The organism is Nonomuraea sp. NPDC048826 (genome assembly GCF_043198225.1).
Lineage (GTDB): Bacteria > Actinomycetota > Actinomycetes > Streptosporangiales > Streptosporangiaceae > Nonomuraea.
The window spans coordinates 99,844-120,232 of sequence record NZ_JBICUQ010000001.1; the positions used below are offsets into that span (position 1 = coordinate 99,844).

The window sequence follows — 20,389 nt, forward strand, 5'->3', positions numbered from 1 at the left end:
AAAAAGCAGGCCATGACGGCGACAGCCGAACCTTGTTCTGTTACCTTCAGCTCAACGACGCGGCGCCGGTTGAGACATGCGAGGGAGCAGTGATGGCCTTGAACCGTGACTTCGTGGGACGCAGCTACGCGTCCAGCACCCCTTACGAGGTCAGCCGGGTGAAGATCCGCGAGTTCGCGGCGGCGATCGGCGACGACAACCCGATCTACCACGACAAGGCCGCCGCCCAGGCGGCCGGCCACCCCGACGTGGTGGCCCCGCCCACCTTCCCCATCGTGTTCAGCCTGCGGAGCGGCGGCGAGGCGCTCGCCGACCCCGACCTGGGGCTCAACTTCGCCATGGTGGTCCACGGCGAGCAGCGCTTCGAGTACGCCCGCCCCGTCTACGCCGGTGACGAGCTGGTCACCACGGCGACCATCACCGACATCCGCACCGCCGGGCGCAACGAGCTGCTGACGGTCAGGAGCGACGTCACCACGGTGGCCGGCGAGCCGGTCTGCACCACGTACAACACGATCGTCGAGCGCGGAGGGGCGGCCTGACATGGCGGCGACGCTGAAGTACGACGAGATCGAGGTCGGCCAGGAGATCCCGCCGGTCGACTATCCCGTGCGCCGGGTCAACCTGGTCATGTACGCCGGGGCCTCCGGCGACTTCAACCAGATCCACTGGAACGAGCGGTTCGCCAAGATGGTGGGCCTGCCGGACGTCATCGCGCACGGCATGTTCACGATGGCGCAGGCGGGCCGGTTCGTCACCGACTGGGCCGGCGACCCGGGCGCGGTCGTCGACTACGGGGTGCGCTTCTCGTCGATGGTGGTCGTGCCCGACGACGACCAGGGCGCCACGATCACCGTGAGCGGCGTGGTGGAGGAGAAGCTCGACGACGGCAAGGTCGTGGTGGGGCTGACCGCCAGGTCCGGCGACGCGCGGGTGCTGTCGAAGGCCAGGGCCGTGGTGCGGCTCGCCTAGCCGCCGATGATAGGGCGGGCGGCTCCCGGGTACCCGTGACGGTCATGAGTGAGAACGCATGGCCCACCGTGGAGTCGATCCCCGTCTCGGCCGTCACCGACGACCGCCCGCCCGGCCGGCTGCGGCCACCCAAGCCCCAGGAGATCGCCGGCACGGTCGGCACCGGCCGTGACACCGCGGGCGGCGCCGCGTCCGAGGCGGCGCGCGCCACCGGCGTGGGCACGGCCGGCACCAAGCGCCGCTCGGGCGCCCGCGGCAACCCGGCCGGCGAGCTGGGCTTCTCCGGCGACCCCGGTCAGCACGGCGACCCGGGCGACGACATGTTGCACGCCCAGCGGGTGTGGGACGGCACGCTGGCCACCAACCGGATGGACGACCTGGGCGTCAACGCCGAGCGGCAGCGCATGGAGACCAAGGACGTGACGGCGTCGGTCGGCCTGCTGGTGGACGGCTGGCCGGACGACGTGCGCACGTGCGTGACGTCGGTGCTGGCCCACACGGGCTGCACGGTGCTGGCGCTGGACCTGGGCGACGTGGAGGGCGCCGGGAGCGTCCTGGACGAGCTGGCCGCGCGCGAGCCGGACCGGGTGCGGGTGTGGCACGTCGCCGAGACGCCGCACTGGCTGGGCGGCACGGCGACCTGGGGCGCGGCCAGGGCCAAGCTGCTCCAGCTGGACACGGCCGAGGTGCACGTGTTCATGGACACCTCGCTGGTCCTCGAAGGCGACGCGCTGACGCCGCTGATCGCCGCCGTGCAGGAAGGCGCGGTGGCCGCCGGTTGGAAGGGCCGCAAGCCGCCGGGGGCCGAGAGGCCGGGCAGCGGCGCCGAATGGCTGGAGGCCGGGCCCGGCAAGGTGCCCGCGCTGACCGGCGACCTGATGGCGGTGCGCCGCTCGGCCGCCGTCGCCGCCCTGCCCGACCAGGCACGCTACGGCGTCGACGCCGACCTGGAGCTGTCTCTGCGCCTGCGCGGCGAGCTGGTGGTGCCGCGCACGCGGCTGCCGGTGCGACAGGTGCGCGAACACGCCGTGGCCGACGACTACAGGCTCGAAGAGTCACGCCGGAACCACGGCAGGGTGCTCGGCATGCTGGAACCCTCCTAAGCTAGACCCCTATGGAGATGCTCGCGCCGTACACCACGCTGGGGCTGGGCGGTCCCGCCCTCGACTTCGTCCGAGCCGACACGGCCGAGCAACTGGTCTCTTCGGTGGCCGAGGCCGACCACGCCGCGCGGCCGACGCTGCTGCTCGGCGGCGGCAGCAACCTGGTGGTGTCCGACGCCGGGTTCGACGGGCTGGTCGTCCAGGTGGCCACCAGGGGCGTCGCCGTGTCCCGCGACGGCGAGCAGGTGCTCGTGACGGTCGAGGCGGGCGAAGACTGGGACCCGCTGGTGGCCCGTGCGGTCGCCGAGGGCTGGTCCGGCGTCGAGTGCATGTCCGGCATCCCCGGCCTGGTGGGCTCCACGCCGATCCAGAACGTCGGCGCCTACGGCCAGGAGGTCGCGCAGACCGTCCGGTGCGTGCGCGCCTACGACCGCCGCACCCGCCACGTGGTCGACCTGGAGGCCCGCCAGTGCGGGTTCGCCTACCGCACGAGCATGTTCAAGCGCGACCTGTCCCGCTACGTCGTGCTGTCGGTGACGTACGCGCTGGAGCTCGCCGAGCTGTCCGGGCCGGTGGCCTACCAGGAGCTGGCCGGCCGGCTGGGCGTCGGGCCCGGCGACCGCGTGCCGCTGGCCGACGCCCGCGAGGCGGTGCTGGAGCTGCGCCGGGGCAAGGGCATGGTGCTCGACCCCGACGACCCCGACACCCGCAGCGCCGGCTCGTTCTTCACCAACCCTGTCCTCACCGCGGAGCAGGCGGCGGAGCTGGCCGCCCGCGCGCCCGGCCACCCGCACTGGGAGCTTCCCGACGGCCTGATCAAGGTGCCGGCGGCGTGGCTGATCGAGCAGGCGGGCTTCCCCAAGGGCTACGGTCGCGGCCCGGTCCGCATCTCCACCAAGCACACCCTCGCGCTGACCAACCCCGAGGGCGCGGGCACCACCGCCGACCTGCTGGCCCTGGCCAGGGAGGTGCGCGACGGGGTGCGCGAGAAGTTCGGCGTCACGCTGGTCAACGAGCCGGTGATGGTCGGCTGCGCGCTCTGACCGGGGGAATACCTCCGGCGGGGGTTGCTGTTAAGGTTGGTTGAAACACCGAAGGGGAGTAGTCCCAATCGTGTGATCGACACACTGGCGCGTTCACGCGCCCGGTCACACGGGCCTCATGGGCGGACGAGACCTTCGGCCTGGCAGTCGTGTACGAAGACGCTGCCGGGCCGAAGCCGTGCCCGAAATCCCCTGGGTGCGACGCCTACGGTCCGGTCGCGCGGGAGAGGACCGTGGAAGCTTTCTGGATCAGCCTGGGCGCCATTTTCCTGGCCGAGCTGGGCGACAAGAGTCAGCTCATGGCGATGACCTTCGCCGCCCGTTACAAAGCCTGGGTGGTGCTGACCGGCATCACCGTCGCCACCACCGTCGTCCACCTGTTGAGCGTGGCCATCGGCGGGCTCATCGGGGACGCGCTGCCGACCACCGCCATCACCGTCGTCGCCGGTCTGGCCTTCATCGGCTTCGCCCTCTGGACGTTGCGCGGCGACGAGCTCACCGAGGAGGAGTCGCGCAAGGCCCAGCGCGCCACCCGCAGCGCGCTGATCGCCGTGACGGTGGCGTTCTTCCTCAGCGAGCTGGGCGACAAGACCATGCTGGCCACCATCACGCTCGCGACCTCGTACGGCTGGGTCGGCACCTGGATCGGCTCCACCGTCGGCATGGTCGCCGCGGATGCCCTGGCCATCCTGGTGGGCCGTCTGCTGGGCAGGAACCTCCCGGAGAAGGCCGTCCGCTACGGCGCCGCAGCGGCGTTCGCCGTCTTCGGCGTCGTGATGCTGGTGGACGCGCTCGTCCTGGCGCGGTGACGGGTCAGCGGGACAGGAGCGAGAGGCGGTGCGCGGCCGCGGCCGCCTCGCCCCGGGTGGTGACGCCGAGCTTGGCCAGGATGTTGGAGACGTGCACGCTGACCGTCTTGGCGGAGATGAACAGCTGCTGGGCGATGTCCCGGTTCGTCCGGCCCAGCGCGACCAGGCGGAGCACCTCCAGCTCGCGCGGGGTGAGCAGCTCCGAAGGCTCCTGCTGACGCTGCGCGCCGACGCGCCGGGAGAGCGCCTCGATCTCGGCCACGAGCGGGGCCGCGCGCAACGCGGTGGCGTGCGGCAGCGCGGTCGCCAGCCGGGTAGCCGCGCCGTCCCTGTCGCCCGCCCTGGCCGCCACGGTGGCGGCCCGGACCAGGGCCTTGGCCTGGTTGTGCGGCCGGTTGAGCCGCTCCCACGCGACGGCCGAGGCGTCGAAGTCGCCCGAGTACGTCAGCCGGTAGGCCTCGGCGACCGGGCCCGTCACCGACAGATGGGCGGCCACGTCCGCGGCCTGCTCGCGCAGCGCCCGGGTGCGCTCCGGCTCGATGTCGGCGGCGGCGTCGCAGACGGTGCGCAGCAGGGCGAGCAGCCGCCAGCCGAGCATGGCCTTGCTGGACTGCGCCTGCCCGGCCAGCATCCGCTCGGCCACGGTCAGCGCGTGGCCCGGCTCGCCGCGCAGGACGTGCCAGCCGATGCGCAGCCGGGTGCTGTTGGTGGCGTCCTGGACGAAGTCCTCCGGGCGATCCTTGAGCACGCCGATCTCCGACAGGATGCTCTCCACCAGCTCCACCTCGCCCCGCGCGAGAGCGATGTCGGCGCGTACTCGCATGAGGTGGTGGCGGGTGCGCAGGGACGGCCCGAAGCTGAGCGCGCGCTCGACCGTCTCGACGGCCTCGTCCCAGCGCCCGATGCTCTCCAGCGCCTCGGCCTTGTTGTTGAGGATGAACAGGCCGCCGGCGCGCAGCCTGCCGTACTTCTTGGCCTCACGCCAGCCCTCGTCGGACAGCTTCAGCGCCTGCTCCCAGCCGCCGGTGTCCTGCAGCGAGTCGACCATGTTGGCGATCGCCCGGGTGATGATGCGGCCGGACTTCGCCTGCCTGCCGAGGTCGAGCGCCCGCTGGATGGTGGCGATCGTGGCCTCGATGTCTCCCGCGATCGAGTGGCCGAGCGCCCGGTTGAGCAGCAGGTCGGCCTCCAGGCACCGGTCGCCCAGCTCCCCGGCCAGCCGCAGCCCCTCCTCCACGTACCCGACGCCCTCGGCGTCCTCGCCGCGCAGCATGAGGTGCTGGCTCATCCGTACCAGTACCTCGGCCCTGGCCTCGCCGGGCTCGGGCACCAGCTTGAGCGCGTGCCGCAGGTCGTCCACCACGCCCATCTGGCCTTTGGAGACCTTCAGGTGGGATCTGCGGACGATGAGCCCGGCCACCCGGCCCGGCTCCTGTGACTCGTCCAGCTCCGCCAGGGCGGCTTTGACGAACTTCACGGCCCGGTCCACGTCGCCGCCCTCCTGCGCGGCCGCGGCCGCCTTCTCCAGCACGGCGGTGTGGTCGGCGCCGATCCGCTCGGCGGCGTCGGGCACCCGGTCCCAGAGCATGAGGACGCGTTCGAGCAGCGGCACGGCCTCGGTGTAGGCGAAGGCCTTGAACGACTTCTTGGCGGCCCACCAGGCGGCCGTCAGCGCGTGCACGTCGTCGCGCGCCCCGTACCAGTGGTGGGCCAGCTCCACGTAGGCGCGGCCGGGCGGGACCAGCTGGTGGTCCTTGGAGATCTCCTCGGCGTAGCGGGCGTGCAGGCGCTGGTGCTCGCCGGGCAGCAGCTCCTCGTGGACGGCCTCGCGGATCAGCGAGTGGCGGAAGACGTAGGCGCGGTTGTCGGCGATCTGCAGCACGTTGCGGGCGATGGCGGGCCGCAGCGCGGCCTCCAGCTCCGGCTCGGCCAGGCCGCTCACGGCCGACAGCAGGGCGTGGCCGACGCGGGTGCCGCCCGCGGCGGCGACCCGCAGCACCCGCTGGGTCTCCTCGGGCAGCCGCTCGACCGCGTTCAGGATGAGGTCCTGCATCGACTCGGGGAAGGCCGTGCAGACGTCGCCGCCCTCCAGCATGGCCTCGACGAAGAGCGGGATGCCCTCGCTGCGCTGGTAGACCTTCTCCACCTTGGGGTAGTCGGGGGCGCTGCCGAGGATGCCGGCCATCTGCTCGGCGACCTCGCCCTGCGACAGCCGGGGGAGGTCGAGCCTGAGCACGCCGTTGACCCGGCCCAGCTCGGCCAGCACCGGCCGGAGCGGGTGCTGGCGGTGCAGGTCGTCGGAGCGGTACGTCATGACGAGCAGCGCCTGCGGGACGCGCAGGTTGCGGCTGAGGAAGGCGATCAGGTCGCGGCTGGACCGGTCGGCCCAGTGGATGTCCTCGATGACCAGAAGGGTGGGCGCGGTGTCGGCGAGCCGTTCCACCAGCGTGAGTATCTGCTCGAACAGCCTGGCCCGGCCGGCCTCGGTCTCGCCGTCGCCGCTCGGCTCGCCGAACTCGGGCAGGAGGCGCGCCAGGTCGCGCTCGGCGCCGTCGGGCAGCAGCCCGGCGACCCCTTCTGTGCCCTGCTCCCGGACGAGCTGCCTGAGCACGGCGGTGAAGGGCGCGTACGCCAGGCCCTCGGTGGACAGCTCCACGCAGCCGCCGGCCAGCACCCGGGCGCCGTCGAGTGCGGCGTGCTCGGCGAAGCACTGGACCATCCGGGTCTTCCCGACCCCGGCCTCACCGCCCAGCAGCACGGCCGTGGCGTTGCCCGCGCGGGCCTCGGCGAAGGCGTCGGTCAGCGCGGCCATCTCGTCCCGCCGCCCTACGAAGACGGGGCTCACCGAGCGTCCCAGCATGTCGTTCAGCATGTCACGCCTTATCCGATGCAATCGACGCATTTAGGGGGGATGCGAGGCCCGGCCGCGAGTGAGCGCGCGGCCGGGCTGTCGTGCGGGGGTCATGACGAGCGGCGCTTGCCGAAGACCGAGCGGCGCTCGGACTTGTTGACCTGCTGGGCCTCGCGTACCCGGCGGTGCCTGTCGGCGGCCGCGCGCAGCTCGTTCGTGTGGCTCTTCATCAGCTCGTACTCGATCTCGGCGTTCATCACGCGATCTCCTTGAAAGTGCTTCTTCCTGACACCTTCAAGAATCCGCCTAAGGCCCACCCCCGCACATCGGGTGGATGCCTTATCTCCGCCTCGAACCCCATGCCTAGACCGGGTCACGGGCTCCGGTTTGGACGTAGGGACACCGGTCGGCGATGCTGTGAGGGTGTCAATTGTGACGACCTCGCTCGCGGACGTCGCCTCCTCCGGGGCCACCCTGCGAGCATTCCTGCACGGCTTGCCCGGTGTCGACCGGGTCGGCGCCGACCAGCGGGCGGCGATGCTCGGCACCCGTTCCATCAAGACCACGGCCAAGGCCCAGGCCATCGACCTGGCGATCTCCATGGTGGACCTCACCACCCTGGAGGGCGCCGACACCCCGGGCAAGGTGCGCGCGCTCTGCACCAAGGCGCTGCACCCCGGTGAGGGAGCGCCCCGGGTGGCCGCCGTCTGCGTCTACCCCGACCTGGTGCCCGTCGCCGCCGAGACGCTGGCCGGCTCGGGGGTGAAGGTGGCCTCGGTGGCCACCGCGTTCCCCAGCGGCCGGTCCTCGCTGGAGGTGAAGGTGAGCGAGACGAAGCTCGCCGTCGCCGCCGGCGCCGACGAGATCGACATGGTGATCGACCGCGGCGCGTTCCTCGCCGGCGACTACCTCAAGGTCCACGAGGAGATCGTCGCGGTGAAGGCCGCCTGCGGCGACGCCCACCTGAAGGTCATCCTGGAGACCGGCGAGCTCGCCACCTACGACAACGTACGCCGCGCGTCCTGGCTGGCCATGCTGGCCGGCGGCGACTTCATCAAGACGTCCACCGGCAAGGTGTCCCCGGCGGCCACGCTCCCCGTGACGCTGATCATGCTGGAGGCCGTGCGCGACTTCCGCGACGCGACCGGGCGGCAGGTGGGCGTCAAGCCCGCCGGCGGCATCCGCACCACCAAGGACGCGATCAAGAACCTCGTCCTGGTCAACGAGACCGCGGGCGACGACTGGCTGAGCCCCGACTGGTTCAGGCTCGGCGCGTCCTCCCTGCTGAACGACCTGCTCATGCAGCGTCAGAAGCTCGCCACCGGCCGCTACGCGGGCCCCGACTACTTCACCCTGGACTGATGGCGATGTCGATATTCGAGTACGCCCCTGCGCCCGAGTCGCGCGACGTCGTCGACATCAAGCCGTCCTACGGCCTGTTCATCGGCGGCGAGTTCGTCGACGGCTCCGGCCCGTCCTTCAAGACCGTCAACCCCGCCACCGAGGAGACCCTCGCCGAGGTCGCCACCGCGTCCTCCGACGACGTCGACCGCGCCGTCCAGGCCGCGCGCAAGGCGTTCGACACCTGGAGCGGGATGCCCGGCAGCGAGCGGGCCAAGTATCTGTTCCGGATCGCCCGCATCGTCCAGGAGCGCGCCAGGGAGCTGGCCGTGCTGGAGTCGCTCGACAACGGCAAGCCGATCCGCGAGTCGCGCGACGTGGACGTGCCGCTGGTCGCCGCCCACTTCTTCTACTACGCGGGCTGGGCCGACAAGCTCTCCTACGCCGGTCTCGGGACCGACCCTCGGCCGCTGGGCGTGGCCGGCCAGGTCATCCCGTGGAACTTCCCGCTCCTCATGCTCGCCTGGAAGGTCGCGCCCGCGCTGGCGTGCGGCAACACGGTGGTGCTCAAGCCCGCCGAGACGACGCCGCTGACCGCGCTGCTGTTCGCGGAGATCTGCCGGCAGGCCGAGCTGCCGCCCGGCGTGGTCAACATCGTCACCGGCGCGGGCGAGACCGGCGCGGCGGTGGTCGCCCACCCCGACGTCGACAAGGTGGCCTTCACCGGATCCACCGAGGTCGGGCGGATCATCGCCCGCACGGTCGCCGGCTCCGGCAAGAAGCTCACCCTGGAGCTGGGCGGCAAGGCCGCCAACATCGTGTTCGAGGACGCCGCGCTCGACCAGGCGGTCGAGGGCATCGTCAACGGCATCTTCTTCAACCAGGGCCACGTGTGCTGCGCGGGCTCGCGGCTGCTGGTGCAGGAGTCGATCGCCGACGAGCTGCTGACGGCGCTCAAGCGCAGGCTCGCCACGCTGCGGCTGGGCGACCCGCTCGACAAGAACACCGACATCGGCGCGATCAACTCGGCCGAGCAGCTCGCCAAGATCCGGCAGCTCTCCGACGCCGGCGAGTCGGAGGGCGCCGCCCGCTGGTCGCCCGCCTGCGAGCTGCCCGAGCGCGGCTACTGGTTCCCGCCCACCCTGTTCACCGGGGTGGCGCAGTCCCACCGCATCGCCCGGGAGGAGATCTTCGGGCCGGTGCTGTCGGTCCTCACCTTCCGGACCCCCGCCGAGGCCGTCGAGAAGGCCAACAACACCCCCTACGGCCTGTCGGCGGGCATCTGGACCGAGAAGGGCTCGCGCATCCTCTGGATGGCAGACAAGCTCAGGGCCGGCGTCGTGTGGGCCAACACGTTCAACCGGTTCGACCCGGCCTCGCCGTTCGGCGGCTACAAGGAGTCCGGGTACGGGCGCGAGGGCGGTCTCCGCGGGCTGGAGGCCTACCTTGACGTGTGACCACCGCCGCGGGCGCCGGCGCAGGACCCGCGCCCTGGCCACCCGCGGCCACGCCTTCGCCCGCGCCGGCCGGCCCGTCCGCACCGGCTGGTACGCCCACCGCTGCGGCGTGAGCCGGTGCGGCCAGGTGTTCGTGCCGGTCGAGACCGCTCAGGAGATCACGTGGAGGGGACGCGGCGATGAGTAGGCTGGCCGTCCGCAAGACCTACAAGCTGTTCATCGGCGGGGCGTTCCCGCGCTCGGAGAGTGGGAGGTCCTATCCCGTGACCTCACCTAAGGGCGACTTCCTCGCCAACGCCTCCCGGGCCTCGCGCAAGGACGCGCGAGACGCGGTGTCCGCCGCACGCAAGGCGTTCCCCGGCTGGTCCGGCGCCACCGCCTACAACCGCGGCCAGATCCTCTACCGGATCGCCGAGATGCTGGAGGGCCGCCGCGCCCAGTTCGCCGACGAGCTCGGGCCGGGCAAGAAGGCCGCGCTGGAGTCGGTGGACGCGGCGGTCGACCGGCTGGTCTGGTACGCCGGCTGGTCCGACAAGATCGCGTCCGTGCGCGGCACCGCCAACCCGGTGGCGGGCCCGTACTTCAACCTGTCCACGCCCGAGCCGACGGGCGTGGTCGCCGTGGCGGCGCCCGCCGACCCGCTGCTCGGGCTGGTCTCGGTGGTGGCCCCGGTGATCGTCACGGGCAACACGTGCGTGGTGATCGCCGCCGAGCGGACCCCGCTCCCGGCGATCACGCTGGCCGAGGTGCTGGCCACGTCCGACCTGCCGGGCGGCGTGGTCAACATCCTCACCGGCCACCAGGCGGAGCTGGCGCCCTGGCTGGCGGCGCACATGGACGTCAACGCGCTCGACCTGACCGGCGTGACGGACGCCGACCTGGCGCTGCGTTGCGAGCAGGACGCGGCGGAGAACCTCAAGCGGGTGCTCCGCCCGTCCGGCTCCGGTGACGACTGGACGGCCGACCCCGGCACCGGACGCCTGACCGCCTTTTTGGAGACGAAGACGGTCTGGCACCCGATGGGGGTCTGAGAGGGCTAAGGTCTGTCCTGTGCCGCGACGGGTGACGATCTGGCTGGCGACGTGTCTCCTGGTCGCGGGGTGCGGCGGCGGTCCCCGCCCCGCCCCCCGCGCCGACACCCCGTCCCCGTCACCCGCGTCCTCGTCACCCGCGTCCTCGTCACCCGCGTCCGCCACGCCCGCGTCCCCGGTCGGCTCGCCCACCGCGCTCCCGAGCGTCGAGCCGCGGCGCGGCCAGGGAGGCCGCCGCGCCGACGACGTCGACGGCGACGGGCGGGCGGACCTGGCGGTCGAGGTCCGCACCCGCGACGGTCAGCTGGCCCGCACGGTCTTCCTCGGCTCGCCCGGCGGCCTCGGCCAGGGCAAGCGGCTGAGCGTCACGTCGTCGGCGTCGTGCGACACGCGGTTGCTGCACGACAACTGGGTGGCCGACTTCGACGGCGACGGCCACGGCGACATCCTCGGCAGTTCAGGCGGCCCCGGCGGTCGCCCGTGCGTCTTCTGGGGGCCGCGCCCCCTCACGGCCCGGCAGGCCCCCGTCCGGGTGGCGGTGCCGGAGGGGAAGGACATCAACGCCTATTCCGTGGTCGCCGGTGACTTCGACGGCGACGGCGCCGCCGACCTGGCCATGCCGAGCTCGACCCCGGGCGAGTTCCTCGAGACGGATCTGGTGGTCCTCTACGGTCCGTTCAGCCGTGACGGGAAACCGGCCCGGCGGACCGTCCGGCCGGCGCCGTCCCGCGGGGAGTTCCGGCGGCTGGGCGTCGACCTGATCGACGGCCGTCGCGCGACGGGGCTGGTCGTGTACGAGCCGGACGACGGCGAGCAGACCGCCGTCTGGCTGTTCCGGGGCGGGCCCGGCGGGCTGGAGAAGTCCGGGCACAAGCTCAACGACGGCGGGTCGGTCGCGTTCGGCGACTTCGACGGCGACGGCACCCGTGACGTCGCCGTCGGTGACAGCGGCAGCCGCAACAACGAGCCCGGCTACGAGACCGAACCGCCCTCCGTCCACAGGGTGCTGACCGTTTACTACGGTGACGGCCGGACCGCCACGTTCACCGGCACCGCGGGCCCGATCGCCGCCGGTGACTTCGACGGCGACGGGCGCGACGACCTGGCCTTCGGCGGCGGGCACGAGTACGAGGAGGCTCAGCCGGTCCTGGTCTTCCGCGGCGGCCCCGACGGGCTCGGCCAGGGCGTTCCGCTCGACGGCGTGAGCCCCGCCCGGCCGTGGGCGGCGGGCGACTTCGACGGCGACGGGGATGACGAGCTCGTCCTCGCCGAAGCCCGCGCGGAGATCTCGGCGATCGTCGTGACGGACGGGGCGAAGGTGCTCACCCGCTTCGACGTGCCGGCCGGCTGAGGCCCCCGCGGGTCAGGTGGAGAAGCCCGGCGGGCGGAGCGGCGGGTGGGCGTTCTGGAGCTGGGCGGCCAGGCCGAGCAGGTGGGGTTCGCCGCCCGGCGGCGCGATGAGCTGCACGGCGATCGGCAGGCCGCTGGAGTGGGTGGCGACCGGCACCGCCATGGCCGGCCAGCCGCACATGTTCCAGGCGCCGGTCGCGGACGCGTACCGGATGTTGACCAGGGCGTTGCGGGTGAGGCCGCGCTCGCCCCAGCGCTCGGCCTTCGGCGGGATCGCGGCCAGCGCGGGCGTGATGAGCACGTCTGCGTCGCCGAACCACTGGTCGGCGCCGTAGTCGCGCCACCGGTCGCGGCCGCGGTCGCCGTTCGCGCGCGTCCGGTTGAGCACCCGTCCGGCCCTGGCCAGCGCGCGGCTGCGGCGCTCCAGCGCCTGCGCGTCGTGCGGGGCGGCCGACTCGGCGGCCCTGGCCAGCCAGGCGGCGACCGTGGCGGCGGCGAGCCAGGCGGGGAACCGGTCCGTCCTCTCGACCACCGTGTGCCCGGCCCGCCGGAGCGTCTCCGCGGCCCCGCGCACGGCCGACCGGAACTCGCCGTCCATCGGCGCGCCCACGGGCAACGGCTGCGGCGCGTACGCCACCCGCAGGTCGAACGGCTCGGGCCCGTTCCTCGGGGGAGGCGGCTCCCACACGGCCTCGTCGTCCGCCCACACCGACCGGAGCGGCGGCCGGCTGGGCTCGGTGCGCCGGCCGGACCGCCACGCCTCGGCCAGCGACGGGTCGGCGGCCAGCACGGACAGCATCAGCGCCAGGTCGGGGACGTTCGCGGCGATCGGCCCGTTCTCTGACAACCCCCGCCAGTCGTCCGTCGGGGCGGGCACCAGGCCGGCGCCCGGCTTGAGCGCCAGCACCCCGCAGCACGCCCCGGGGATGCGCAATGAGCCCATGCCGTCGTTGCCGAGCGCGAGCGGCACCATGCCCGCCGACACGGCGGCGGCGCTGCCGGACGACGACCCGCCCGCCGTGCGCGCGGTGTCCCAGGGGTTGCGCACGGTGCCGTACACGCTGTCGCCGAACCCGACCAGGGTCAGCTCCGGCACGTTCGTCAGCCCGATCACCACCGCGCCGGCCGCCCGCAGCCGCGCCACCGTCTCATGATCGGCGCTCTGGGGGGCGTCGGAGGTGGCCGCCGAGCCGAGCCGCATGGACTCGCCGGCGACCTCCACGTTGTCCTTGACCGCGACGGGGACCCCGGCCAGCGGCAGCTCCGACAGGTCGCGCCGGTGCTGCACGTCCTCCGCTTCCTTGAGCGCGCGCTCGCGCACGACGCGGAACGCGCCGACGCGCGGATCCCGTTCCGCGACCGCGCGCATATGATCTTCGGCCACCGCCGCGGCAGCCACCTTGCCCTGACGTACGGCCGCCGCGATCTCCGTGGCGGACCTGCCTGCCCACGACATGCCTAGAGTGTGCAGGTTTCTACTCTTCCGCGCGAGGTTCTTTCCGCGGCTTCTGCTCCCTGCCCGCGTGTTTGAGCGCGAGCCGCAACGCGTACTCGATCTGTGCGTTGACGCTGCGCAGGTCGTCGGCCGCCCACTTCGCGATCGCGTCGTAGACGGCCGGGTCCAGGCGTAGCAGGAGCTTCTTCCGCTCAGGCATACAAACTGCCGGCGTTCACCACCGGCTGGGTCGCCCGGTCGCCGCACAGGACGACCAGGAGGTTGGACACCATCTGCGCCCGCCGCTCCTCGTCGAGGTCGACCACGCCTTCGGCGGCGAGCCTGTTGAGCGCGAGCTGGACCATGCCGACCGCGCCCTCGACGATCCGCGCGCGGGCCGCGACCACCTGGCCGGCCTGCTGGCGGACCAGCATGGCCTGGGCGATCTCGGGGGCGTAGGCGAGGTGGGTGATGCGCGCCTCGAGGACCTCGATGCCGGCCAGCTCGGTGCGGTCGCGCAGCTCGGCGGTCAGCTCGGTGGCCACCTCGGCGCCGTCGCGCAGGCTGGTGCGCTCCGGGTCGTGGGAGTCGTACGGGTGAGTGGTGGCGAGATGACGGACGGCCGCCTCGGACTGGATCGCGACATACTCCTCGTAGTCGTCGACCGAGAACACGGCCTTGGCGCTGTCGACCACCTTGTAGACCACGACCGCGGCGATCTCGACCGGGCTGCCGTCGGCGTCGTTGACCTTGAGCTTGGCCGTCTCGAAGTTGCGCACCCGCAGCGTGACCTTGAGCTTGGTGGTGAACGGCAGCACCCACTGGAACCCCGCGTCGGACACCGAGCCCACGTAGCGGCCGAGGAACTGCACGACCTTGGCCTCGTTCGGGTTGACGATCGTGAAGCCGCTGGCGACCAGCAGCACCAGCACGCCCCAGACCGAGCCGAGCGCGACCAGCAGCATCGGTGAGCCCAGGCCACCGAGCAGTGCCGCGCCTCCCAGCACGAGCAGGACGAGCAGCACCACGAACCCGTTGACCCTGTACGCACGTCGTTCCATCGCGCCTCCCTGCTATCGAAGTGATATCACCATGATATCTCATCTAGGCTCGTGCGCGTGCTTCAGGAACTCGTCTCGCTCGCCACCGGCCAGCGTTCGCTCGGAGACCCCGACCTCACGTATCCCCTCCGGCCGCCGCTCACCCGCGGCTGCCCGCGCACCAGCACCGCCGCGATCGCCTATCCCGTCGGCGTCGACTACGCCTACGACCGGGTGCCCGCCGGCCTGTTCGACCAGCCCGCCGGCCCCGACATCGCGCGCTGGGCGCCGCTGCTGCCACCCCTGCCCGCGCCCACCCTCGGCGAGGGCGGCACACCCCTGCTGGAGGCGTGCGGCGTGTACGTCAAGGACGAATCACGCAACCCGACCTGGTCGCACAAGGACCGGCTCAACCGGGTCACGGTCAGCGCCGCGGTCACCGAGGGCGCGCCGGGCGTCGTCGTCGCCTCGTCCGGCAACCACGGCGCCTCGGCCGCCGCCTACGCCGCCCGCGCCGGGCTGCCCGCGATCGTGCTCGCCTCCGCCGGATCGCCGCCCGCCGCGCAGTCCTTCGTCCGGGCGTACGGGGCCGCCGTGTTCAGCGTGCCGACCGAACGGCGCTGGCCGCTGCTGCGGGAGATCGTGGACCGGCTCGGCTACCACCCGGTCAGCAACCAGACGGTCACCCACACCGGCCATCCGTACGGGCCCGAGGGCTACAAGACGATCGCGTACGAGATCTTCGTCCAGCTCGGCCGGCCGCCCGCCGCCGTGTTCGCCCCGACCGGATACGCGGAGCTGCTGTACGGGATGTGGAAGGGCTTCGCCGAGCTGCGGCGGCTCGGGGTCGCCGAGACCGCGCCCCGGATGTTCTCCTGCGAGCCGGCCACCGGCGGGCCGCACGCGCGGGCCGTCAACGCGGGCGTCCCGGCCGCGATCGTCGACCTCGCGCCGACGGACGCGTACGGGATTGCCTGCACGGTCGGCGGTCACCGGGGCGTGCGCGCGGTCCGCGAGAGCGGCGGCGACGCGATCCTGGTCACCGACGAGGAGATGCGCGCGGCCCAGCGCGACCTCGGGCGCGCGGGGCTCTGGCAGGAGCTGTCCGGCGCGGCCGGGCTCGCGGGCCGCCGGAAGCTGGGGGCGGACTTCGACGGGCCGGTGGTGTGCGTCGGCACGTCCAGCGGGTTCAAGGACGTCGGCGTGGGCTCCGCGAAGATCGTCGAGGCGACGACCTTCGACGAGGTGCTGGCTAACCTCTGAGCCACACCCGCAGCTGGCCGATCGGGGCGAATTCGTGCTCGACCGCAGGGCCGGGGTCGGTCTCGTAGCCGACCAGGTCACGGCCGGGGAAGAGCGCGGCCGCCTGGGCGACGGCGCCGGGCCAGGGGTCGTCGCCGAACACGTTCGAGATCCCCACGGTCCGGCCGCCCGGCGTCTCGTTGAGCACGCACCCGCCGTCCGGGCCGGCCAGGATCCTGACCGACGGGTCGGCGAGCAGCGCCGCGGGGAACAGGCCCGGCTGCTCGCCCCACGCCCGCTCCCAGGCCCGCAGCGACTCCTCCGCGCGCACCACCTCCCACCCGGCGGCGCGTCCCGCAGGGAGGGCGCCCGGGCGGTGCAGCCAGGTCGCCTCGAAGAGGAGCTCGAAGCCCGGCAGGGTGAGCGCGGCGAAGCTGTCCTTGACGGAGGCGCCCCCGGTCGCGTCGATGCGGGGCAGCACGTCGGCCGCCGTCGCGTCGGGGGAGAGGGTGACCGCGTCGGGGTAGTAGGGCGGAGTGCGGCGCGGGTTCGTCCAGGCCCGGCGGGTGAAGACGCCGGGGAGGCCGTGCGCCCGGCACAGGGCGTCGCACCAGGCGGCGTTGTTGAGCGCCGCTTCCCCGATCACTTGGCCCTCCGCGTGGGGGTGGCGGTCAGCGGGTCCTCCGGCCAGGGATGCTTAGGGTAGCGGCCGCGCATCTCGGCACGCACCGCGCGGTAGCCGTCACGCCAGAACGACGCGAGGTCCGCCGTGACCGCCAGCGGCCGGCCCGCCGGCGAGAGAAGGTGGATCAGCAGCGGCACGCCCGCGATCCGGGGCGCCTCCTGCCAGCCGAACAGCTCCTGCAGCTTCACCGCCAGCACCGGCTGCTCCGCCGCGTAGTCGATCCGGATCCGCGACCCCGTGGGCACCTCGATCCGCTCCGGCGCCACCGCCTCCAGCCGCTCGCTCCAGGGAACCAGGCGGCGCAGCGCGGCGGCCACGTCGATCCGCTCCAGGTCGGCCCGGCGGCGCGCCCGGGACAGCTCCGGCTCCAGCCACCGGTCGGCCAGGGCCACCAGGTCGCGCACGTCGGGCCACGGCTCGCCCACCGCGCGGTGACAGAACGCCAGCCGGTCCCTGACCGCGCGGGCCTCCTTCGTCCAGGTCAGCACGTCCTCGGTGCGCAGCCCGTGGAGCAGGGCCTGGCGCACGTCGGCGTCGGGCAGCGGGGTGGCGGACAGCTCGATCGCGCCCAGCCGCTCGACCAGGCGGGCCGTCACGTCGCCCCGCCTCGACCCCGGCGGGGCCTTCCAGGCGACCTCCTCCTCGACCGTCACCGGGAATGCGAGCCTGGCGATCTCCTCGTCGATCACCACGGCCTGGCGGATCCTGGCCGACGCCGACCCGGTGGGGCGGTCGGCCACCGCGACGGCCAGCCACCGCGCGGACGCCAGCTTGGAACCCTCGGCGAGCTGGGCCTCGGTGCCGGACGCCATGAGATAGCCGCCGCCCCGCCGCCGCGCCACCCGCTCGGGGAACGCCAGCGCGACCGCCAGCCCGGCCACCTCGTCCTGCGTCCGCGCCGAGGTCGCGGCCACCTCGTCCCGCTTACGCGCCGACACCGGCCCGGCGGCCGTCGTGGCCACCGGCCCCGCCCCCTTGTCCTGTTCGAGCACCGCAGTTCCGGCAGCCGGGGACAGGGTGGTGGTGCGGGTGAGGCGGCGGGTCTCGGCGCGCCAGCGGGCGGTGAAGGCGTCGCGGCCGCGACGGGCCGCGCGCCAGACCTCCACCAGGTCGTCCCCGGCGTCGCGGGGGAGCTGCTCGGACAGCAGGGCGATCACCTCGGCGGCGTCGGGACCCACGTCGAGGAGGGCGCGGGCCAGCCGGGGGTGCACTCCCGCGAGCGCCATCCGCCGCCCCCGCGCCGTCACCCGCACCTGCCCGGCGCTCGTCCGTACCGGCTGCACCGCGCCCAGAGCCTCCAGCGTGGCGTGCGCGGCGGCCAGGGCGGCGGGCGGGGGCGGGTCGAGCAGCGCCAGGCCGTCGGCGTCGGAGCCCCAGCAGGCCGCCTGGAGGGCGAACGAGGTGAGGTCGGCGAGCGCGATCTCCGGGCTGGGCTGGTCGGGCAGCCGGTCGTGGTCGGCGGCGGACCAGCAGCGGTAGACGGCGCCCGGCGCCTCCCGCCCCGCGCGGCCGGCCCGCTGGCCGGCCGCGGACTTGGACACCCGGACCGTGGTGAGGGAGCCGAGGCCGCGGGCGTGGTCGGTGCGCGGCTCGCGGGCCAGGCCCGAGTCGACCACGACCCGCACGCCGGGCACGGTCAGGCTCGACTCCGCCACCGAGGTGGCGAGCACCACGCGCCGGGAGCCGCCGGGCGCGAGCACGGCGTCCTGGACGTGGGCCGGGGCCTGGCCGTGCACCTGGAGGACCTCGACGCCGTCGAGCATCGCCGCCACCCTCGCGATCTCGCCGACGCCGGGCAGGAAACAGAGCACGTCGCCGTCCCGTTCGGCGAGCGCGCGCCGGACGACCTGGGCGACGTGCGCCAGCAGGGCAGGGTCGACGCGCAGCCCGTGCGGCGGGGCGACCGGGCGCGGCGGCGGCGCCCACACGGTCTCGACGGGATGCGCGACGGCGGACGCGGCCACCACCGGGCCGTCCAGCAGCCGTGCCCAGGGTGCGGTGTCGGCGGTCGCGGAGGTGGCGATCAGCCGCAGGTCGGGCCGGAGCGCCGCGCGCACGTCCAGCAGGAACGCCAGCGCGGTGTCCGCGTCCAGGTGGCGTTCGTGGCATTCGTCCAGCATGACCGCGTCGACGCCGGTCAGCTCCTGGTCGCGCTGGAGCCGCTGGAGCAGCACGCCGGTGGTGACGACCTCGACCCTCGGGTCGGCGCCGGTGTGGCGCTCGCCGCGGATCGTGTAGCTGACCCCCATCCGCCGGGCCGCCGCGCGCACCGCGAGCCGCCTGGGCTCGGCCACCACCACCCGCAGGCCGGACTCGGCCAGGGCGAGCGGCACGACCGTGGTCTTGCCCGTACCCGGCGGGGCGGTCAGCACGGCGCAGCCGCGGTCGTCGAGCGCGGCCAGCAACTCGGGCAGGACCCGCCGGATCGGCAGCGTGTCAGACCTTGGCATGGGCGGCGGAGAGCACCGAGTCCAGCAGGCCGGGGAAGCGGGCGTCGAGGTCGTCGCGGCGCAGGCGGATGAACTTCTGCCGGCCCTCCTGCCGGGTGATGACCAGGCCCGACTCGCGGAGGGTGCGGAAGTGGTGGGAGGCGGTGGATTTGTGCACGCTCAGCTCGCCGCCCAGACCGCCGCAGGTCAGCTCGCCCGCCGCGGCCAGCAGGGTGACGGCCTCCAGCCGCACGGGGTCGGCCAGCGCTCGCAGCACCTCGGTCAGCTCCAGGTCCTCGACGGCGGGGTGGGGCAGGACGCGCATGTCACCACCCTACCGGGTTTTATTGTTTGACAACCATCCAACAATGCGTCAGTTTGATGGGCGTCCACCTGATCGACCGGAGGTCCCGTGAATCGCCGGCTCTACCCGCTCGCCGCCGGAAACTTCGCCGCCGGCACCGGCATGTTCGTCATCGCCGGATTACTCGACCCGATCGCGGCCGACCTCGACGTGTCCGTGTCCGCCGCCGGTCAGCTGATGACCGTGTTCGCGCTAGCGTACGCCGTCCTGTCGCCGCTGCTCGCCGCCGTGACCGCGGCGATGCCCAGACGGACGCTGCTGCTCGTCGGGCTCGGCCTGTTCGTGCTGGGCAACGCGCTGACCGCCGTGGTGTCCGGATACCCCCTGGTGGTGGCGACACGGGTGCTCGCCGCGGCCGGGGCGGCCATGTTCACGCCGACCGCCTCCGGCGTGGCGACCGCGCTGGCCGGACCGGAGCGCCGGGGCCGGGCGCTGGCGCTGGTCATGGGCGGCCTGAGCGTGGCCACGGCCATCGGCGTGCCGCTCGGCACGTGGGTGGGCGCGGCGTACGGCTGGCGGGCCACGATGTGGCTGGTGACGGGGCTGGCGGTGATCGGCTTCGTGGGGATCGCGGCCCTGGTGCCCGACGTGCGGATCGCGGTGTCCGACCGGCTGGGCGAGCGGTTCGCGCCGCTGGCCGACCGGGGCGTGCTCGCGGTGCTGGCCACGCAGCTGCTGATGTTCGCCTCGGCCTTCGCCGCCTACACCTACATCGGCTCGCTCTTCGACCAGCCGCTGGCCGCCGTGCTGTGGGCCTGGGGCGTGGGCGCCGTCGTCGGCAACCAGGTGGGCGGGCGGCTCACCGACGCCTACGGGCCGCGCCGCATGGTGCTGACGGGGCTGATCACGGCCACGCTGCTCATGGCCCTGATCCCGGTCGCGAACCTGGCCCTGCCCGCCGCCCTGATCTGGGCGTTCCTGTGGGGCGCGGTCGGCTGGCTGGTGGCTCCCGCGCAGCAGTATCGCGTGGTCGCGGTGCTGCCCGGCAACGTGCCGGTCGGTCTCGGCCTGCTGTCGTCGGCCCAGTACGCGGGGCTCATGCTGGCGGGCGTCACCGGCGGGCTGGTCCTCGACGGGTACGGGCGAGCGGGCGTCATCGTGCTGGCCGTCGGCCTCGGGGTGATGACGACGGTGTTCACCCTCGCGACGTACCGTCCCGCGGCGGTCCGGCAGGAAGTGCCGGCCGGATAGCGGATTCTCCTCCGGAGGATGGCTTTTCTGGCATCAGGAGGAACTC

At 73.5% G+C, this 20,389-nt stretch carries 20 protein-coding genes; 12 read left to right on the top strand and 8 right to left on the bottom strand.

From position 1 onward, the window contains the following. Nucleotides 1–92: 92 nt before the first annotated feature. The 5 genes from ACGFI7_RS00555 to ACGFI7_RS00575 all read left to right on the top strand — a co-directional run bounded on the left by ACGFI7_RS00555 (nt 93) and on the right by ACGFI7_RS00575 (nt 3,927). Nucleotides 93–542, top strand: a complete 450-nt coding sequence (locus ACGFI7_RS00555; RefSeq protein ID WP_270156964.1) for a MaoC family dehydratase N-terminal domain-containing protein — start codon at nt 93–95, stop codon at nt 540–542. A 1-nt stretch (nt 543) separates the two neighbouring features. Next, nucleotides 544–972: a MaoC family dehydratase gene (locus ACGFI7_RS00560; protein ID WP_393397525.1), complete on the top strand. Its 429-nt coding sequence runs from the start codon at nt 544–546 to the stop codon at nt 970–972. 44 nt (nt 973–1,016) lie between these two features. After that, a complete protein-coding gene (locus tag ACGFI7_RS00565) occupies nt 1,017–2,075 on the top strand; it encodes a hypothetical protein (protein WP_393397527.1) in 1,059 nt (352 codons plus the stop codon). A 17-nt stretch (nt 2,076–2,092) separates the two neighbouring features. Continuing rightward, on the top strand, nt 2,093–3,118 hold the full coding sequence (locus ACGFI7_RS00570) for a UDP-N-acetylmuramate dehydrogenase (protein WP_393399559.1): 1,026 nt from the start codon (nt 2,093–2,095) through the stop codon (nt 3,116–3,118). A gap of 233 nt (nt 3,119–3,351) precedes the next feature. After that, on the top strand, nt 3,352–3,927 hold the full coding sequence (locus ACGFI7_RS00575; RefSeq protein WP_393397529.1) for a TMEM165/GDT1 family protein: 576 nt from the start codon (nt 3,352–3,354) through the stop codon (nt 3,925–3,927). A 4-nt stretch (nt 3,928–3,931) separates the two neighbouring features. Here ACGFI7_RS00575 and ACGFI7_RS00580 read toward each other — a convergent pair whose 3' ends face one another. Both ACGFI7_RS00580 and ACGFI7_RS00585 read right to left on the bottom strand, forming a co-directional pair. Then, nucleotides 3,932–6,787: an AAA family ATPase gene (locus ACGFI7_RS00580; protein WP_393397531.1), complete on the bottom strand. Its 2,856-nt coding sequence runs from the start codon at nt 6,785–6,787 to the stop codon at nt 3,932–3,934. A gap of 101 nt (nt 6,788–6,888) precedes the next feature. Continuing rightward, a complete protein-coding gene (locus ACGFI7_RS00585) occupies nt 6,889–7,035 on the bottom strand; it encodes a hypothetical protein (protein ID WP_393397533.1) in 147 nt (48 codons plus the stop codon). Between the two features lie 175 nt (nt 7,036–7,210). On the opposite strand from ACGFI7_RS00585, the gene deoC reads away from it, so the two are divergent. The 5 genes from deoC to ACGFI7_RS00610 are packed head-to-tail and all read left to right on the top strand — an operon-like array spanning nt 7,211 to nt 11,958. Then, complete coding sequence (deoC, locus tag ACGFI7_RS00590) at nt 7,211–8,140, top strand: deoxyribose-phosphate aldolase (protein WP_393397535.1); 930 nt, start codon at nt 7,211–7,213, stop codon at nt 8,138–8,140. Continuing rightward, a complete protein-coding gene (locus ACGFI7_RS00595) occupies nt 8,140–9,576 on the top strand; it encodes an aldehyde dehydrogenase family protein (protein ID WP_393397537.1) in 1,437 nt (478 codons plus the stop codon). The genes deoC and ACGFI7_RS00595 overlap by 1 nt, the downstream gene beginning before the upstream one ends. Further along, nucleotides 9,566–9,763, top strand: a complete 198-nt coding sequence (locus ACGFI7_RS00600) for a hypothetical protein (protein ID WP_393397539.1) — start codon at nt 9,566–9,568, stop codon at nt 9,761–9,763. Before ACGFI7_RS00595 ends, ACGFI7_RS00600 begins: the two co-directional genes overlap by 11 nt. Then, nucleotides 9,756–10,607, top strand: a complete 852-nt coding sequence (locus ACGFI7_RS00605; RefSeq protein ID WP_393397541.1) for an aldehyde dehydrogenase family protein — start codon at nt 9,756–9,758, stop codon at nt 10,605–10,607. Before ACGFI7_RS00600 ends, ACGFI7_RS00605 begins: the two co-directional genes overlap by 8 nt. 19 nt (nt 10,608–10,626) lie before the next feature. Next, nucleotides 10,627–11,958 carry an FG-GAP and VCBS repeat-containing protein gene (locus ACGFI7_RS00610; protein ID WP_393397543.1) on the top strand — a complete coding sequence of 444 codons (1,332 nt, stop codon included), beginning with the start codon at nt 10,627–10,629 and terminating at the stop codon, nt 11,956–11,958. A 12-nt stretch (nt 11,959–11,970) separates the two neighbouring features. On the opposite strand, the gene ACGFI7_RS00615 is transcribed toward ACGFI7_RS00610, so the two are convergent. From ACGFI7_RS00615 to ACGFI7_RS00625, 3 genes are read right to left on the bottom strand one after another with little or no spacing between them, the layout of a single operon-like run. After that, nucleotides 11,971–13,413, bottom strand: coding sequence for an amidase (locus tag ACGFI7_RS00615; RefSeq protein ID WP_393397545.1), 1,443 nt, complete (start codon nt 13,411–13,413; stop codon nt 11,971–11,973). 19 nt (nt 13,414–13,432) lie between these two features. Beyond that, entirely contained in the window at nt 13,433–13,612 is a 180-nt protein-coding gene (locus ACGFI7_RS00620) for a hypothetical protein (protein WP_393397547.1), read from the bottom strand. Further along, a complete protein-coding gene (locus tag ACGFI7_RS00625) occupies nt 13,605–14,453 on the bottom strand; it encodes an SPFH domain-containing protein (protein WP_393397549.1) in 849 nt (282 codons plus the stop codon). Before ACGFI7_RS00625 ends, ACGFI7_RS00620 begins: the two co-directional genes overlap by 8 nt. Before the next feature lie 57 nt (nt 14,454–14,510). Here ACGFI7_RS00625 and ACGFI7_RS00630 point away from each other — a divergent pair, with 57 nt between their 5' ends. Further along, complete coding sequence (locus ACGFI7_RS00630) at nt 14,511–15,695, top strand: pyridoxal-phosphate dependent enzyme (protein ID WP_393397551.1); 1,185 nt, start codon at nt 14,511–14,513, stop codon at nt 15,693–15,695. Here ACGFI7_RS00630 and ACGFI7_RS00635 read toward each other — a convergent pair. From ACGFI7_RS00635 to ACGFI7_RS00645, 3 genes are read right to left on the bottom strand one after another with little or no spacing between them, the layout of a single operon-like run. Then, on the bottom strand, nt 15,685–16,320 hold the full coding sequence (locus tag ACGFI7_RS00635) for a hypothetical protein (protein ID WP_393397553.1): 636 nt from the start codon (nt 16,318–16,320) through the stop codon (nt 15,685–15,687). The two genes, ACGFI7_RS00630 and ACGFI7_RS00635, sit on opposite strands and share 11 nt — an antisense overlap. Next, nucleotides 16,317–18,809: an ATP-dependent helicase HrpB gene (hrpB, locus tag ACGFI7_RS00640; protein WP_393397555.1), complete on the bottom strand. Its 2,493-nt coding sequence runs from the start codon at nt 18,807–18,809 to the stop codon at nt 16,317–16,319. The genes ACGFI7_RS00635 and hrpB overlap by 4 nt, the downstream gene beginning before the upstream one ends. After that, nucleotides 18,796–19,113, bottom strand: a complete 318-nt coding sequence (locus tag ACGFI7_RS00645) for an ArsR/SmtB family transcription factor (RefSeq protein WP_393397557.1) — start codon at nt 19,111–19,113, stop codon at nt 18,796–18,798. The genes hrpB and ACGFI7_RS00645 overlap by 14 nt, the downstream gene beginning before the upstream one ends. An 87-nt stretch (nt 19,114–19,200) precedes the next feature. Between ACGFI7_RS00645 and ACGFI7_RS00650 the strand changes: the two genes are divergently transcribed. Beyond that, nucleotides 19,201–20,343, top strand: a complete 1,143-nt coding sequence (locus tag ACGFI7_RS00650; RefSeq protein ID WP_393397558.1) for an MFS transporter — start codon at nt 19,201–19,203, stop codon at nt 20,341–20,343. The last annotated feature ends 46 nt before the right edge of the window (nt 20,344–20,389 follow it).

Excerpts from the sequence above, each read along its gene's own strand:
- ACGFI7_RS00595 (WP_393397537.1), top strand. The coding sequence starts at position 8,140 with ATGGCGATGTCGATATTCGAGTACGCCCCTGCGCCCGAGTCGCGCGAC.
- ACGFI7_RS00625 (WP_393397549.1), bottom strand. The coding sequence starts at position 14,453 with ATGGAACGACGTGCGTACAGGGTCAACGGGTTCGTGGTGCTGCTCGTC.
- hrpB (WP_393397555.1), bottom strand. The coding sequence starts at position 18,809 with ATGCCAAGGTCTGACACGCTGCCGATCCGGCGGGTCCTGCCCGAGTTG.
- ACGFI7_RS00570 (WP_393399559.1), top strand. The coding sequence starts at position 2,093 with ATGCTCGCGCCGTACACCACGCTGGGGCTGGGCGGTCCCGCCCTCGAC.
- ACGFI7_RS00620 (WP_393397547.1), bottom strand. The coding sequence starts at position 13,612 with ATGCCTGAGCGGAAGAAGCTCCTGCTACGCCTGGACCCGGCCGTCTAC.
- ACGFI7_RS00605 (WP_393397541.1), top strand. The coding sequence starts at position 9,756 with ATGAGTAGGCTGGCCGTCCGCAAGACCTACAAGCTGTTCATCGGCGGG.
- ACGFI7_RS00580 (WP_393397531.1), bottom strand. The coding sequence starts at position 6,787 with ATGCTGGGACGCTCGGTGAGCCCCGTCTTCGTAGGGCGGCGGGACGAG.
- ACGFI7_RS00555 (WP_270156964.1), top strand. The coding sequence starts at position 93 with ATGGCCTTGAACCGTGACTTCGTGGGACGCAGCTACGCGTCCAGCACC.
- ACGFI7_RS00585 (WP_393397533.1), bottom strand. The coding sequence starts at position 7,035 with ATGAACGCCGAGATCGAGTACGAGCTGATGAAGAGCCACACGAACGAG.
- ACGFI7_RS00560 (WP_393397525.1), top strand. The coding sequence starts at position 544 with ATGGCGGCGACGCTGAAGTACGACGAGATCGAGGTCGGCCAGGAGATC.
- ACGFI7_RS00615 (WP_393397545.1), bottom strand. The coding sequence starts at position 13,413 with ATGTCGTGGGCAGGCAGGTCCGCCACGGAGATCGCGGCGGCCGTACGT.
- ACGFI7_RS00565 (WP_393397527.1), top strand. The coding sequence starts at position 1,017 with ATGAGTGAGAACGCATGGCCCACCGTGGAGTCGATCCCCGTCTCGGCC.
- ACGFI7_RS00645 (WP_393397557.1), bottom strand. The coding sequence starts at position 19,113 with ATGCGCGTCCTGCCCCACCCCGCCGTCGAGGACCTGGAGCTGACCGAG.